Source organism: Polaribacter tangerinus, assembly GCF_038024095.1.
Taxonomy (GTDB): Bacteria; Bacteroidota; Bacteroidia; order Flavobacteriales; family Flavobacteriaceae; genus Polaribacter; species Polaribacter tangerinus.
This window is the reverse complement of the sequence record NZ_CP150668.1, coordinates 2,494,937-2,510,579: the sequence shown is the minus strand read 5'-3', so window position 1 is coordinate 2,510,579 and position 15,643 is coordinate 2,494,937. Positions and strand designations below refer to the sequence as shown.

Here is a 15,643-nt window from a genome sequence, read left to right as displayed (position 1 = left end):
TTGTTTGTAGCGAAACTATATCGCTTTTATTTTAGTTGATAATTTATATGAGATAAGGCCATAGAAATCTCCTACAAATTATAGTTGGGGTAAAATCTTGTAATTTGTGCTAACAACTATTAATAAAGGTCGAATGGTAAAACACTCGACCTTTTTTAAACTAATATTTTATTATTGATATACTCTTACGTAATCAATTTCCATCATGTCTTCTGTAAAAGCAGCATCTACAGTTCCGCCTAGAGTACCACCCATAGCTACATTTAAGATTAAGAAGAAATCTGCATTAAATGGCAATGTACTATCATTTGGTAAAGTGTGATATACTTGATCATCTATAGCGAAAATAATTTCTGATGCCGACCATTCTAACGTATAATTATGAAACTCTGTGGTTGAAGTTGCCAATTCTATTGATTCAGAAGGTCCTCCACCACCAAAATTTCCTGGATAATGTATAGTACTTAATACGGTATTTTTGTCTGTTCCCTTCTGTTCCATAATATCAATTTCTCCAGAAGCTGGCCATCCAACTGAGCTAAAGTTTGCTCCAAGCATCCATATTGCTGGCCATGTACCTTGAGCGGCTGGTAATTTTGCTCTAACCTCTACTCTACCATAGGTAAAGGCATATAATCCTTCAGATTTTAATCTTGCAGAAGTATAGGATGCGCCATCTGCTTTTGCTTTAATCTTTAAAAAACCTCCTTCTACAATTGAATTATCAGTTGTATTGGTATAGGTTTGAAGTTCTTGATTTCCCCAACCACCTGCACCTAGGTCATAAGTCCATTTTGTTGCGTCTGGTGCACCATCAACATCAAATTCATCTTGCCAAACCAAATTTGTATATGCTGTATTTAGCGAGTTATCTACTGGAGATTCAGTTGTTAAAACTACAAACCAGGCTAAACCATCTAAACCAATAGTTTTTAGCAGCATTTCGTTACTTGTTCTAGAAATTATTTGATAAGTATGATCTCCACCAACATAAAATCCTAAAAATCCATTTCCTGAAAGAGATATTGTTTCTTGACCATTCGGTGCTGTTAAAATCCAAGTTCCTTCAAAATCATCTAATGGATAGTTTTCATACTCACCACCAGGATTGGCAGAAATACCCACATTTCCTAACTCTTGATCCATAGGTGCAGCCTGACCAAAAATTGTACCACTAACATCTTCCGACGGATCGTCATTTGTACTATTCGTAACATATTTAATAGATCCATCAACATTAAAAACATAAGCATCATCGTACATTCCTGTAATTGATTTTTCTCCAGGTGCTGCTGCATACCAAATTGGAGAAACTGCATCTGCCGGACCTACACCAAAATGTGCCAAAGCTTCTGACTTTACTCTCCAAGTTTGCGAATCATTGTTTGTTAACATTGTTATTAATTCTTCAGGTGCTTTGTAATTAGACAATACAGTAACTTCAATTAGTTTGCTGGAAGAAACCCCGCCAGCACCAACTGCAACCACATTTACGTTATAGGTTACCAAACCTTGAGTACTAAAACTTATAGTTTGATTTCCTGAAGGAGCTACTTTTTCTTGTCCGTTTGTATGAAATACAAATGAAACAGCATTGTTTGCCTTAGCAGAAAAATGTACCACACCGCTTCCATCACCATTCGGATTTGCATCATCGGCACCCTCTATATTTACGGTTACTGATATGTTTGAAGGTGGTACAATTTCTCCGAATTGAAATTCATTTTCTTGACAACCCAAAAAGGCCATAGTCATAAAAAATAAAACTGTATATATATTTTTATAGTTTTTCATCATTATAATTTTATTGTTTTACTAACTTATATGTCCAAAAGGTTCCACTTCCTACCTCTATAATCACTTCCATTTCTGTGTTATTGTTAGACAATGTAACATTATACGTAATACTGTCTGGAGCAGCTGCCGGGTCTGTTAGTTCATTTGTATTATTTACTTTTGGCAACCCTAAATAAGCGCCTTTTCCGTTTAACTTTATTGTACCTGCCGTAGCATCAAATTCGAAAGTTGCAGCGTTAGAACCGTCGTGAGGTGCTACAGGAGTATTACATGCATCCGAACCAGCTTGCCATCCTTCTACCCAAGTATCTGCTCCTAGCTTATTCTCAAAATTTCCATTTGCATCAAAAACATATGTATCATCAAAATAACATGCTCTTTCAGTAACACCTGCTGCATCAATTGCAAACCATTCTCCACTTCCTGCTGCAGGACCAACTCTTAATGCTCCTGGTTCTGCTGCTACTTTCCAAGTTCCTACAACCGGAGAAGCAACCACCGCAGCGTCTTTTATTAACTTATAGGTCCAGAAGACTCCAGAACCAGTTTCAATACTTACCTCCATAACAGTATTATTGTTAGACAACGTAATGTCGTAAGTAACAGAATTTGGTACTGTTATATTTGGTAATTCTCCAGCGTTATATACTTTAGGCAACCCTAAGTAAGCTCCCAATCCGTTTAAAGTTAATTTATTTGTAGTTACATCATGTACAAAAGTCGCAGCAGTTGAACCATCATGAGGGGCTACTGGCGTTCCGCAACTATCTGGGGAAGCTCCTTGCCAACCCTCTAACCATGTACTAGCACCCAAGGAGTTTTGAAAGCTAGAGTCTGCACCAAAAATATATTCATCATCAAAAAAACATGCTCTTTGTGCAACTCCTGCAGCATCTATTGAATACCATTCTCCACTTCCTTTAGATGGTCCTACTTTTAAAGAACCAGCCTCTGGTGCAACCTTCCAAGTTCCTGTTAACACGGAAGCAGCAGAAGGAGCTTTGTAGAAATAAAGGTTATCTATAAATATTGTACCAGCGCCTTCAAATTTAAATTGCTTTAAATCTGAAATAACCAAACCTTGATCTGTAAAATCTGTCAATGAAATTTCGAAACTATTCCATTGGTTAGCAACCAATGCTTTGGTAACAAAATATTCTGGTGATGAGGAGCTTATTGGAAAAATCTTAATTTCTGTGGCATCAGCTGTCCAAACATCAATATGTAATGTTTCCATTGTTGATGCATCCTGAACATTACCAGAAAAATCGATACCTTGATAATTTAGGTTACTATACTGTAACATTTTATCACCGTTTAAATCAAACAAATTATACTGAGTTTGTTGTCCCCAATTCGGATAATAATCAACCCCTGTGATATCTGTATAAGCATCACTAAAAATAGAAATCACATCTTGATCATTTCTACTTGCTGGCGTTGCTACACTCTCTATAGGTGCTAAAATGGCGGTTACTTCAAAAGATGCTATGTATTCTGTAGTTTGAATTGCACTTCCTTTGGCCACTATTTTTACATCGTAAGTTCCTGCTTCTTTATATTGATAGTTAATTACATCGCCAATATTACCAGACACAACAGGTTGTGTTACATTTTGCTCTCCAGAATAAAAATCGTAGGTGGCTGCAAAATCTGCAGTTGCAGTAATATTGACTTGTTTAGAAATCGCTGCATCATTTTCTATAGTTACAACCAAATTTTCTGGCGCCTTAAAAGAAACAACCAATGGTTGAGAAATCTCTGCTGTTTTTCCGACAGCGTTGTAGGCTACTATTTTTACATCATATGTACCTTCTAAGTAAGTATGTGTGAAACTTTTACCTTGAACAACTTTTTGAGGTGTTGTGGTGGCATCACCTAAATGCAAGTCGAAAGATATTGCCCCATCTGCAGTAGGTGTAATGGTAACTACACCAGAATTATCTTGTGTAAGGTTATAAGCTGCTGAAATATTTGACGGCAGAGGAATAGTCTGTAAAAAATCTAAATTATTATTTTCTGTACAGGCACTTACAAATATAAATATGATAAGTGCTTTGAATATTGTTTTTAAGTTTTTCATATTTTAGTAGTTATTATTTTGACTCCAATTTCCTTGAGAAAACTGAATTTCTTCTAGAGGAATTGGAAAAACTTCGTTTTTATTTTCTGTAAATCCTGGAATTTCAGCACCTCTACCTGTTCTAACTAAGTCGAAAAAGTGATGTCCTTCACCTACTAACTCTACACGTCTCTCATGATAAATTGCTGCAGTTAAATCTGAACCACTTACGGTAACTTCATTATTACTATTGCCAAATGCTCTTGCTCTTACTCTATTTAGGTACTGTCTTGCTTTTGTATCGTTGGCAATTTCTTTTCTATTATTTGCCTCAGCAGCCATTAACAAAACATCTGCAAAACGAATTGCTCGATAATTATTAGGGTTCGTAAGATTTAAATCTCCTGCCGCTGTAGCACTTCTTTTTCTTGGTAAATACTTTCTATTAAAATACCCAGTATGTTCATAACCTACTGTAAAACTAGCTCCTGTGCTAGCTGCCCATGCATCAATATCTAAAATAGCTACCTCTTTACGTTTGTCTCCAGCCTCAAACTCATCCACTACTTCTTGAGTTGGAACATTAAAGCTAAAGCCTGAAGTAAACAAATCTCCGTTATATCCTCTAACACCTTGAAAACCTACAGCTACATTACCTTCACTACATTGTAAGCATCCAAAACCTGCGCCTTCTATGTCTGTATACTGAATTTCAAAAACGGAACCTGAACCATTTTCTCCTTGAAATTCGAATATTTTACCATAATCTGGCTCTAACATGTAAGGGCCTTTTGTAATTACATCTTCTAGCACATTTGCAGCTTCTGTAAACTTATTTTGATATAAATATACTTTTCCTAAAAGTGCCTCTGCAGCACCTTTCGTAGCCCTACCAACCTGCGGCGCAGAGTAAGACAAACTAGCAACTGCCTTTTTTAAATCTTGCTCGATATAAGAATACACTTCTGTTACTGGCGATCTAGGAATGGTTTTTTCATCACCAACAGAAAATCTTCCCTCTGGCTTAATAGGTATTGCACCAAACCATTTTACCAATTCAAAATTATAATATGCTCTTAAAAAATAAGCTTCACCTAAAATAATTTCTTTACCGGTAAAGTTTGTTTTATCTCTAAACTCTATGATGTAAGAAGCTCTATTTACACCTCCGTACATCCAGTCCCATAAATTTTGTAATTGAGCATTTACAGGAGTATGTACCATATCATCTATTTGTTGATAACCCGGAACATCGGTGGCACTCTCACCACCACATAAAGTATTATTTGAAGCAATTTCTCCCATTAACACATTAATAAAGGTAGATTGTAATGGGTCGTATGCAGCTACAAGCGCGTTGTAATAATCGGATTCTGAGTTAAAATAAGATTCAGAATCTTCTGCATAAATTTTTGTATTGTCTAAATAATCGTCTGAACAACCATTCGCAATAAGTAAACTTGCAATTGCAAGAATAGTAACTGATATTTTTTTACTGAAATTTTTCATTACTTGTTCTTTTTAAAATTCAACATTTAACCCTAACATAAACTGTCTAGCGGAAGGATACGTTCCATAGTCAATACCCGCACCAATTGCTCCTCCATTTATTGTTGGGTCGAAGCCAGAGTAATCTGTTATTGTAAATAGGTTATTAATACTTGTATATAATCTTAACTTAGATATGCCTATTTTTTCGACTAAATTATCCGATAAAGTATAGCCAATTTGTATGTTTTGCATTCTTAAAAACGAACCATCTTCAACGAAAAAGTCTGAAAACAGTTTATTGTTTGTAGCATCATTTGTAAGTCTCGGAATTGTATTACTAGTTCCTTCTCCCTTCCACCTACCTAAGTAGTAATTAGGTTTGTTTGAGTTTGGTAAAAAACGTTCGTAATTCCTAACAATGTCTTTTCCTAATTCAGCATAAAAATAGGCAGCAAAATCCCAGTTTTTATAGTTTCCAGAAATATTAAAACCCATAAAAAAATCTGCTTGTGGTTTCCCTATATTAGTTCTGTCATTTACATCAACTTTACCATCACCATTAATATCTTTATAACGAATATCTCCTGGAGAAGTGTTAGATGCTCCCAAAGCACTTTGTGAAGGGTGTACATCTATTTCTGCTTGGTTTTGAAAAATTCCATCTGTTTGCAATCCATAAAAATATCCGATCGGTTGTCCTACTTCCATTCTAGACGGTGGTAAATTTCCAATTGCAAAAGAACCTCCTTCTAAGAAAGCGCCTCCTGTTACATCTGTAACTTCATTATTTACGTATGTAACGTTATAGGATAGGTTTAATGAAGAATTTTCATTGTCTATAGCTTTATAATTAATTGCCAATTCCCCACCAATATTTCTAGATGTACCAGCATTTACAGTTGGATTTCCACCACCTGGCGCACCAGTTCCTAAAATACCCGATACAGGAAAGTTTTGTATTAATAAGTTCTCTCTACTTTCTTCAAAATAATCTGCTACGATAGAAATTTTATCATCAAATAAATTAATATCCAAACCAATATCTAACTTTTTAGCAGTTTCCCATTGTGCTAAAGGATTCGGCAATCTCCCTTGAGCCTCACCATCTACTAATACTCCATCAAAAACATACGTTCCTTCTCCGCTTAAAAAAGACCTGTTTAAATTATTACCTACAAGGTTTCCTAAAGTACCATAACTAGCTCTTAGCTTTAGAAAACTAATAGTTTTGTTATCTCTTAAAAATTCTTCATCTGAGATTTTCCATCCTGTTGTGGCAGACCAGAAATGATCTACTCTCAAATTTTTGTCAAAAACTGATGCAGCATCTCTTCTGACTAATCCAGAAAATAAATACTTTCCTTTGTAATCGTATTGCAATCTAGAGAAATACGAAATAAGACGGATATCGTTAAAGCCCGAATTTAAACTCCTTTGATCGCTAAATTTGTCTGTTAAACTTAAATCTGCAAAATCATATGAATTATTTGGCACATTTATTCCGGTTGCATAAATACCGTCAAATAAATCGTTTTGCACACTTGTTCCTAAAGTGAAGGTAGTATTGTGGTCTTCTGCAAATGTTTTTTCATAATTAGCAAAAGTCTCTAAGACAACTCTTGTAGATGTTTGTTTAAACTGATAAACAGAACTCTGCGGAGTATTAAATACTTTACTACTACCATAGTTTTGAATTGGGGTAAAGGTTCTTCCTTTTTCGTTGTATATTTTATAACCAAGTCTAGATGTAAGAGTCAATCCTTCTAAAGGTTTATATTCTAGTTTAAAATTTCCTTCTAAACCATTTCCATTATTTTCGTTGTAGGTATTTTGTAGTTGATTTAATGGGTTGATTAATTCAATTCCTAAAAAGTTATTTACATCATCTTCATAAGCCCCAAAAGTTGGAGCATAATTTAATCCGTTAAATAATACAGAGCCATCGAAACCTTCTGAAGCTGCAGTAAAATAATTAGATATTAAAGAAAACTTTAATTTATCGGAAATATCTACTCCTAAATTAATTTTAATATTGTTTCTAATAAAATTAGAATTTTCTTTGGCAATAATACCATCCTGCTCTGTTCTACTAGCGCTAATAAAATAGTTAAAATTTTCTCCTCCGCCAGATACACTAATGTTGTGATTCATTAAAATGGCATTGTTAAATAATTCGTCCTGAAAATTGGTTCCATATCCTAATTGCGACACATCGGAAAAAGGTAATGGTTGGCCACTAGCACCATATGCCTCATTTAAAACCAATGCATATTCGGTGGCATTTAAATATGGCAATTTTCTTGTTGTTTGCTGAAGAGCTGCAAAAGTTTCATACCTTACGGAAGGAGCTTTATTTTTCTTACCAATTTTTGTTGTAACCAAAACTACTCCATTTGCTCCTTTAATTCCGTAAATAGCCGCTTGCGCATCTTTAAGAACAGTAATGGTTTCTATATCGTTTGGGTTAATACTATTTAAGTCTCCCTCGTAACCATCTACAATTGTTAACGGTTGGTTGTTGGTATTTGAACTAACTCCACGTATAAGAATATTTACTTTAGCACCTGGCGCCCCTGAAGATAAGTTTACAGCTACACCAGAGGTGGTACCTTGCAATGCTGTAGTTGCATCAATTGGTCTCAAAACTTCAAAAGTTTCTTCTCCTACTATAGATACAGAACCGGTAACATCTTTCCGTTTTTGCTTACCATAACCTACCACAATAATTTCATCTAATGCCTCTGCCTGTATTTCTAAGGTTACATTAATTATAGATTTATTAACCACAACTTCTTGTTGTTTGTAACCTAAGTAATTAAAAACCAAAATAGCTCCATTAGGCACATCTTGTAAGTTGTAAACACCATCAAAATCTGTTTCAGTTCCTTTAGTAGTTCCTTTAATAATAATGCTTACTCCAGGTAATAAATCTCCGTTGGCTGCGTCTTTAACAACTCCCTTAATATTTGTGGTTTGTGCAGTGGCACAAATACCAACAAACAAAAGAAGTAAAAGAGTGATTTGTTTTCTCATGAATTAGTTGTTTTAATTTTTTTATAAATTTAAGACCATTTTATTATTAATTTACTAAAATAAACCGCAACATAAAACATACATCGCAATATTAATATAGAAAAATGGCTTTCGTAGCCTAAAATAATGGGGATTTAAAAAATATTTTTTTTTGTAAAAAAAAGTAATGTTGTAGTAATGTATAGGTTGTATTAGGTAATGATGTGGTATTATATTTCTAAAATATAACTTGTTAAGTTCTCATCGTGTGCTAAATTCATCTTTTTTCTCAATCTATATCGCTTCACTTCAACACTTCTAGGTGATATATTTAATAAAGGAGCAATTTCTTTTGATGACAGATTTAATCGGAGATAAGCACATAACCTTAAATCATTTGGAGTTAAATCTGGGTGTTTAGACTTCATCTTTTTCAAGAACTTTTTATCTGCATTATTAAATGCCTCTTGAAACATTTTCCAATCATCTGTATTGTTTAAATTTTTATCGATAATTTTCACAACCTTAGCAATTCGTTTTTCACCTCCTTGCAACAACTCTGACTTTATCGTATTTAAAAAATCATTTTTCTTTATGATGTTCATAGTAGAGGATGCAAGCTCTCTATTTTTACTTTCAATATCTACTCTTAATTTTTCGTTGTTTAGTTTTATTATTTTTTGTGAATTTTCTAGCTCTCTTAATTCTAACTCTTTTTGTGCGTCCTCTAATAGCTTTTTCTTTTGTTTGTTATGATATCTTTTAGAAAATAAATACCAAATGTACATTAAGCAAGAAAAAATTAAAAAGTAAATGAATAAAGCTACGCCAGACAAAAACCATGGTTTGTTAATAGTAAAAGAAAAAGCGGCAATATTACTACTTAACGAACTCCCTATTTTTGCCCTTACATTAAAAGTAAAGTCTCCGTAAGGTAAATTTTCGTAGAAAACAGTGTTTGATTGCTGAAAATCGCTCCATTTTGTTGTATATCCATCTAACTTATATTGATATAAATTTAGCAACTCCTTGCTATAATTAGGTACACTAAAAGTAAACTCTATACTATTTTCTTTACTATTAAATGTGGGTTCTGAGTTTAAAGGAATATTTTTTAAGGGCTTTTCTAACTGAAAATTTGAAACTTTATTGATAGCAACTTCAAATTGATTTGGTAATGACAACTTATTTAAATCTAAAATTGCGTATCCGTTTGTAATTCCAATAATATATTTTTCGTTTTCTAAATGAGTAATATTCTCAAAACCAGAAGCACCTTTAAGCAATGTATTTTTTATAAAAACCGATCTTAAAACTGGTTGACTACTCAATTTTCCAGGACTAATAAACTTCAAACCCTCTTTATTAAAAGCCCATAATTTATTACTCGTTTTATTTACTACAAGTTTAGCTGAGGTAAAACTATTTATTGGTATTAAATTGGTGTACACAGAATCTAACTTAAAACCATTTGATAAATCGTCATAACGAAACACACCATTTTTAGAAGCGTATAAAATATTTCCAATATACTTAACTAAACTCGAATGTATTCCCTTATTTACAGAACTATCTTTTTCTACCTTTAAAACCTTTGTATAGCTTTCATTCAATTCTAACTTAAATACACCTTTATACTCATGATTAACAAAAACTTTGTTGTTATTATCGAGTATAAAATAACGACTAGAGTTTTTAAATCCTTCGACCTTGTTTCTTACCTTCCATTGGTTATTTTTAAGGTGTAAAACATACAAACCATCATAATTACCCTGAAGTATAGTTTGTGAATTTATTTTTTTAAAATCCCACGTACCTTGATTTTTAGAAATTAATTGCGCCTTATTATTCTTTATAATAAAAGTTCCTGAATCATGACCACAAAACAAAGTGCCATCTATATTTCTCAAACTCCAGACCTGACCTTGTGTTTTGTCTAGAAATTTAAAATCTTCATTAGAATTATAACTTTTATAAAACAATCCTTGATTTGTTCCTATATACAAATAATTATTATAAATAATTGAGGAGTATACAGTTCCTAAAAACTTATTTTGATTTACTAAGAATTTAAATGCTGATTTAAAATTTAACAGATTAATTCCATTATCTAATCCTAGCCAAATATTACTGTCTACATCCTCAAAAATTGATAAAATTGTATTATTTGACAAGCCAAAGTTCTGATTTACAACATAATCTATTTCCCCGTTTTCTGTTAAACCAATAAGACCATTAGAAATACTTCCTAATACAATTTTACCATTAGAAAGTATTTTAGCACTGTATATGGTTTTGGATTTTAAATATGAATTAGAAAGAATATTCCATTGCTTTAAAAGAGTGTCTTCAAAGTAAAAAAAACCTTTTTTTTGTGTTAGAAAAAATAGTCTATCATTTTTGTAGAAAATACTCGTTATTTTATCATTTTTTAAAATTGAGTTATCGGAATATAACTGAGGTTCTCCATTTTCAATTTTAAAAATCCCTTTTCCTAATTCTTGAAAATAGACAACTCCATTTACCTTTTCTATTTTTGTAATAACATTTTGTCCATTAATTACCTTGAGCGACTTGTTATTTAAATTATAAAGAAAAATTCGTTCTAAAGACTTAAACAATACCCAATCTTCTAACTTAATAATTTCCCAAATTTGCTCGTCCTCAAACATCTCTATAGAGTTCTCTGAAACAATTGAATGAAAAACTAAAAAGCCAACATCATTTTTTTTCCAATAACCAAAATCTCTAAAAAAACCAGTAAAAATCTTATCGCCTATACACTTTACAGACCTCATTATAGTCTCGTTTGGTGTAGGATACAAATTCCATTCAGCACCATTATACTCTAAAAGACCTTTATTATTAGCAACATATATATACTTATTGGAAGCTTGTGAAATAGACCAATTCTGATTACCACCTGAATACATTTCTGTAGTAAAAACATCTATTGGAGGGAGTTCTTGAGCATATGAAGTTGCAGAATGAATGATCAAAAATATCAATAAATAAATTGTATTGCTTTTTTTTAATGAACTCATATTTTGTTTGGATTTATAAAATCATAAAAACCTATTAAACAAACAGTTAAAATAAAAATAAAAATTACTGTATAGTTTATATGGGCTTAATATACTCTTAAATGCTCAATTAAAAAAATATAAGACAATTTCATTTTTTTTTAAAGTTTAAATTTTTTACATTTATGAAATAGAAAATTTAAATTTAAATGCGTCTTATACAAAAATTAGGAATTCTTAACTTTTTAGTACTATTGCTTTGCGTACTAATTATACTTGTAGCAGAATACCTTTTCTTGACAGGAAATAAATTACATGGAATTTTTCTTGGCTTATGGGCTCCTACGCTTTTAGGAGTAATTATTTACATAAAATTAATTAGTCGTGAGCGCAGATAATATTGTATTATACCTTTCAATTTTTGTTGGAGTTTGCGTTGTAATTTGGGCTATTATAATGATTAATGAGTTTGAAAAAGCTACAAAAGATTAGTCTTTTTTCTTAATACTAATTGCAAAACCACCACCAGCAGCTAATGTAAAAGTATGCTTGGAACTACTATTTACCTCTAAAGGTTCTATCTTTATATCTAACGGATTATCATTCCAATGAGCATTTTCTCCATCTTTATACACAATTGCCTCATAAGGTATATTAGCATCTAAAAAACTAAAATCAATTGAAATTTTTCTAGAAACCTCATCAGTAATTCCACCAACAAACCAACTTTCTGTTTCACGTTCTTTTCTGGCAATAGTTACAAAATCTCCCACTTCTCCATTTAAAACTTTTGTTTGAGACCAATCTACCCCAACATCTCTAATAAATTGAAAAGGGGGTAAATTTGCCTCATAGTGTTCTACTAGATCAGCTGCCATTTGAATGGGACTATAAATTACTACATACAACGCTAATTGATGAGCCAATGTAGTGTTTACCTGGTTTTTATCTTTGTACTCATTAAACTTTATGTTAAAAATACCTGGTGTAAAATCTATTGGTCCTGCCAACATTCTGGTAAACGCAACAATAGAAAGGTGTTCTGGAGGATTACCACCATCCGAAGCCCATGCGTTAAACTCTTGACCTCGCAGTCCTTCTCTTGAAATAATGTTAGGATATGTTCGGCGTAAACCCGTTGCTTTTATTGGTTCATGTGCATTTACTGCTACTTCATACTTTGCTGCTTTAATTGCAGCATTATTATATTGGTTTACCATATACTGACCATGGTGGTACTCTCCTTTTGGTAAAATCTTACCCACATAACCAGACTTTACGCTATGCATTCCATATTTTTGCATGAGTGCATATGCTGTATCTTGTTGCTTTTCATAGGTTTCTGTTGCCGCAGAAGTTTCATGATGCATAATAATTTGAACTCCCTTTTCTTTGGCATAAGCAGTTACTTCATCCATATTGTAATCTGGGTACTGTGTAACAAAATCAAAAACCCCTTCTCGGTCTTCAAAACCAATCCATCGCTCCCAGCCTGTATTCCAACCTTCTACCAAAACACCACCAATATTATTCTTCGAAGAAAAATCGATAAAACGTTTTACATTTTCTGTAGTTGCGCCATGCTTACCATGTGCCTTTCCGGTATCTTTCCATTTTCCTTCCACCATTTCCATACCGTAATCCCAAGTAGATTTACCCAAATGCATTTCCCACCAAACACCGGTATATTTCATAGGAGTAAACCAAGAAACATCTCCAAGTTTATTTGGTTCGTTTAAATTTAAAATGAGATTTGATTCAATTAAATCTGGAGCATTTTCTGCTATTTGAATAGTTCTCCAAGGGGTAACAAAGGGAGTTTTACGTTTTACCTTGTAATTGGTGTTTTTAGATCCTACTAAGTTACTTGTAAATTTTAATTCATCTGGATTAACTTTTAAGGTCATACCAGAATAATCTAATAATGCTGCTTCATGAAAACTGAGATGTAAACCAGTATTACCAACTAATGTTACAGGTGTATTTACAGCATTTTCTGGAATATAAGTTTGCGCTAAATCATCATGATTTGCATAGGTTAAGGCATTAATTTCGGATAATTTAGTAGTTCTATATAAATGCTCATAAATATCCCAATCTCCAGGAATCCAAAAAGTTTTATAATCTTCTGTTAGGTTAAACTCTGTTTTTTCATCAGCAATTAACACTTCAGATAAATTTTCTTGTAACGGAAATTCGTACCTAAAACCTACACCATCATTATAAACTCTAAAAATTAAGTTTACCTCTCTTTTTAATATTTCTTTTTCTTTTAATTCAACTCGAACTTCGTTATAATTATTAACCACATCTTCTTGTTCTCCCCATGGCAATTGCCATGTTTCATTAACAGTGGCTGGCTTTTTTACAGAAGCAATAAATCCTTTTTCTAAATTAGGTGCATCAACAAGAGAAAACCCTACATAAGAAGTATCTATAACTGTTTTGTTCTTATAATGAATTGTATAATAGAATTGGCCTTCATCTGATAGATGAAAATTAACTGAAATATTTTCATCCGGAGAAGTAACTTTAGAAGATTTTACACTACATGAGGATAAAATTAATGACGATATAGAGAAGATAATTAGGATACTATTTTTCATTTGTGACTATATTTTTTCCAATAATACAATATTATATTTAGAATTTAAAACTACAATTCCGTCTTTTACTGAGATTTTTTGATTGGAATAAGCATCTCTTAAAAGTTCTCCTTCACTAAAAATTGAAGATACTTTTATTAACTTCTCTCCTTTTGGTAAATTGATACCAATAACTACTTGATCATTATTCCAAGCTCTCGAAAAAACGAGTCCATTTGCTTCTGAAATAAGTTGATGCTTTCCTGCACCAACTGCCATGTGATTTGCTCTAAACTGACCTAATTTTTGCCAGTGAGATAAAATATTTTTTGTTTCATTGTTTTCATAAATATCATTCCAGTTCATAAAAGACCTTAATGTTGCATCTCCATTGGCTCCTTCAATAGACAAATCTCTAACCGACTCATCACCGTAATAAACTTGAGAAGATCCTGGTGTAAGCAGTAACATTGTAGCTGTTTTGTATGGCATTTCTCTTTCTTTATCAAAAGGTTGACCATCGTCATGAGAAGTTAAATAATTTAAAATTCCGTATCCTTTTAACTCACTATTTAAAATAGAATCATATTTTTTAAAAACCTGTTTTTCTGATAGTTGCTTTACGTTCCATTTCAATTCAAAATTAATTAAACTATGAAATGCTTTATCAAAATAATTGACTTTCTTATCACCAAAATCAAATGATTTTCCATGAGATATAGCATAATTATAAACTTCGCCAACCAAATAAAAATCAGATTTATCTAAAACTTTATCAGGATTATTTTTCTTATACTCTGCAAATGCAGCATCGCAAACTTTTTTAAACTCTTGCCAAACAGAAAACTCTGTGTGCTTTACAGTATCTACTCGATAACCATCTATACCAAATTCTGTAATATAGTCACTTAACCATTTCATAATGTAAAATCGTGGAGCTCTTGGGTGTCCTGTTTTTTCAAAAAAAGCATCTAACTCAGCAACTTCCTGTTCATACCTGCCTTCATTTTTCCATTTTTTAACCAATTGTGGTGGTAATGAAACAGCATCATTACTTTCTGTTTTAATGTCTGGTAAATTTGCAACCAATGTGCATTCTACAGTGTTTTTATAATTTTCATAGGTACATTTAGGACTTGTCCGTACCCAAGAAGAAGGCCAAACGGTGTCTAACTCGGTAACTGGACCCGTATGGTTTATTACAGCATCTAACACAACACGTATACCTTTACTGTGTGCTGCTTCTACCAACTCTTTTACATCTTCCTTTGTTCCAAAATTAGGATCAATAGCTGTCCAATCTTTTGTCCAATAACCATGAAAACCATAAGTTTTACCTGTTCCTTCATCTGTGCTAGAATGAATTTGCTCTACAATAGGAGTCATCCAAATTGCGTTAATTCCCAAATTTGTAAAATAGCCTTCTTTTATTTTTTGGGTAATTCCTCTTAAATCTCCCCCTTCAAAACCTCTTAAAACCGAGGCATCCTTTTTTCTATTAAAATTAATATCATTTGACGTATCTCCATTATTAAAACGATCTGTTAATAAAAAATAAATATTTGCTCCTTCCCAAACAAAATCTTTTGCTTTCTCTTCCTTCGATGCCGGTGAATTATTCTGACAACTGTAAATAGTTGCCATAAAAATTATAAAAAATAGTTGTTTCATTT

At 32.5% G+C, this 15,643-nt stretch carries 8 protein-coding genes; 1 reads left to right on the top strand and 7 read right to left on the bottom strand.

Annotated elements, in window-relative coordinates; translation table 11 throughout:
- Positions 1 to 171 precede the first annotated feature (171 nt).
- From WHD54_RS10960 to WHD54_RS10940, 5 genes are all read right to left on the bottom strand, one after another.
- On the bottom strand, positions 172 to 1,797 hold the full coding sequence (locus WHD54_RS10960; protein ID WP_233130970.1) for a glycoside hydrolase family 16 protein: 1,626 nt from the start codon (positions 1,795 to 1,797) through the stop codon (positions 172 to 174).
- 7 nt (positions 1,798 to 1,804) lie between these two features.
- A complete protein-coding gene (locus WHD54_RS10955) occupies positions 1,805 to 3,880 on the bottom strand; it encodes a hypothetical protein (protein WP_088323383.1) in 2,076 nt (691 codons plus the stop codon).
- A gap of 3 nt (positions 3,881 to 3,883) precedes the next feature.
- Positions 3,884 to 5,368 (bottom strand): RagB/SusD family nutrient uptake outer membrane protein, encoded by a 1,485-nt coding sequence (locus WHD54_RS10950; protein WP_088323384.1) that lies wholly within the window; start codon positions 5,366 to 5,368, stop codon positions 3,884 to 3,886.
- A gap of 12 nt (positions 5,369 to 5,380) precedes the next feature.
- A complete protein-coding gene (locus WHD54_RS10945) occupies positions 5,381 to 8,383 on the bottom strand; it encodes a SusC/RagA family TonB-linked outer membrane protein (RefSeq protein ID WP_088323385.1) in 3,003 nt (1,000 codons plus the stop codon).
- A 209-nt stretch (positions 8,384 to 8,592) separates the two neighbouring features.
- A complete protein-coding gene (locus WHD54_RS10940) occupies positions 8,593 to 11,406 on the bottom strand; it encodes a helix-turn-helix and ligand-binding sensor domain-containing protein (RefSeq protein WP_088323386.1) in 2,814 nt (937 codons plus the stop codon).
- Positions 11,407 to 11,594: 188 nt separating this feature from the next.
- Here WHD54_RS10940 and WHD54_RS10935 point away from each other — a divergent pair, with 188 nt between their 5' ends.
- On the top strand, positions 11,595 to 11,783 hold the full coding sequence (locus tag WHD54_RS10935; RefSeq protein WP_088323387.1) for a hypothetical protein: 189 nt from the start codon (positions 11,595 to 11,597) through the stop codon (positions 11,781 to 11,783).
- 90 nt (positions 11,784 to 11,873) lie between these two features.
- Here the strand turns inward: WHD54_RS10935 and WHD54_RS10930 are convergent, their stop codons facing one another.
- Positions 11,874 to 13,991 (bottom strand): glycoside hydrolase family 97 protein, encoded by a 2,118-nt coding sequence (locus tag WHD54_RS10930; RefSeq protein ID WP_088323388.1) that lies wholly within the window; start codon positions 13,989 to 13,991, stop codon positions 11,874 to 11,876.
- A 6-nt stretch (positions 13,992 to 13,997) separates the two neighbouring features.
- A complete protein-coding gene (locus WHD54_RS10925; RefSeq protein ID WP_088323389.1) occupies positions 13,998 to 15,641 on the bottom strand; it encodes an alpha-amylase family glycosyl hydrolase in 1,644 nt (547 codons plus the stop codon).
- Positions 15,642 to 15,643 lie beyond the last annotated feature (2 nt).

Excerpts from the sequence above, each read along its gene's own strand:
- WHD54_RS10960 (WP_233130970.1), bottom strand. The coding sequence starts at position 1,797 with ATGATGAAAAACTATAAAAATATATATACAGTTTTATTTTTTATGACT.
- WHD54_RS10945 (WP_088323385.1), bottom strand. The coding sequence starts at position 8,383 with ATGAGAAAACAAATCACTCTTTTACTTCTTTTGTTTGTTGGTATTTGT.
- WHD54_RS10950 (WP_088323384.1), bottom strand. The coding sequence starts at position 5,368 with ATGAAAAATTTCAGTAAAAAAATATCAGTTACTATTCTTGCAATTGCA.
- WHD54_RS10930 (WP_088323388.1), bottom strand. The coding sequence starts at position 13,991 with ATGAAAAATAGTATCCTAATTATCTTCTCTATATCGTCATTAATTTTA.
- WHD54_RS10935 (WP_088323387.1), top strand. The coding sequence starts at position 11,595 with ATGCGTCTTATACAAAAATTAGGAATTCTTAACTTTTTAGTACTATTG.
- WHD54_RS10955 (WP_088323383.1), bottom strand. The coding sequence starts at position 3,880 with ATGAAAAACTTAAAAACAATATTCAAAGCACTTATCATATTTATATTT.
- WHD54_RS10940 (WP_088323386.1), bottom strand. The coding sequence starts at position 11,406 with ATGAGTTCATTAAAAAAAAGCAATACAATTTATTTATTGATATTTTTG.
- WHD54_RS10925 (WP_088323389.1), bottom strand. The coding sequence starts at position 15,641 with ATGAAACAACTATTTTTTATAATTTTTATGGCAACTATTTACAGTTGT.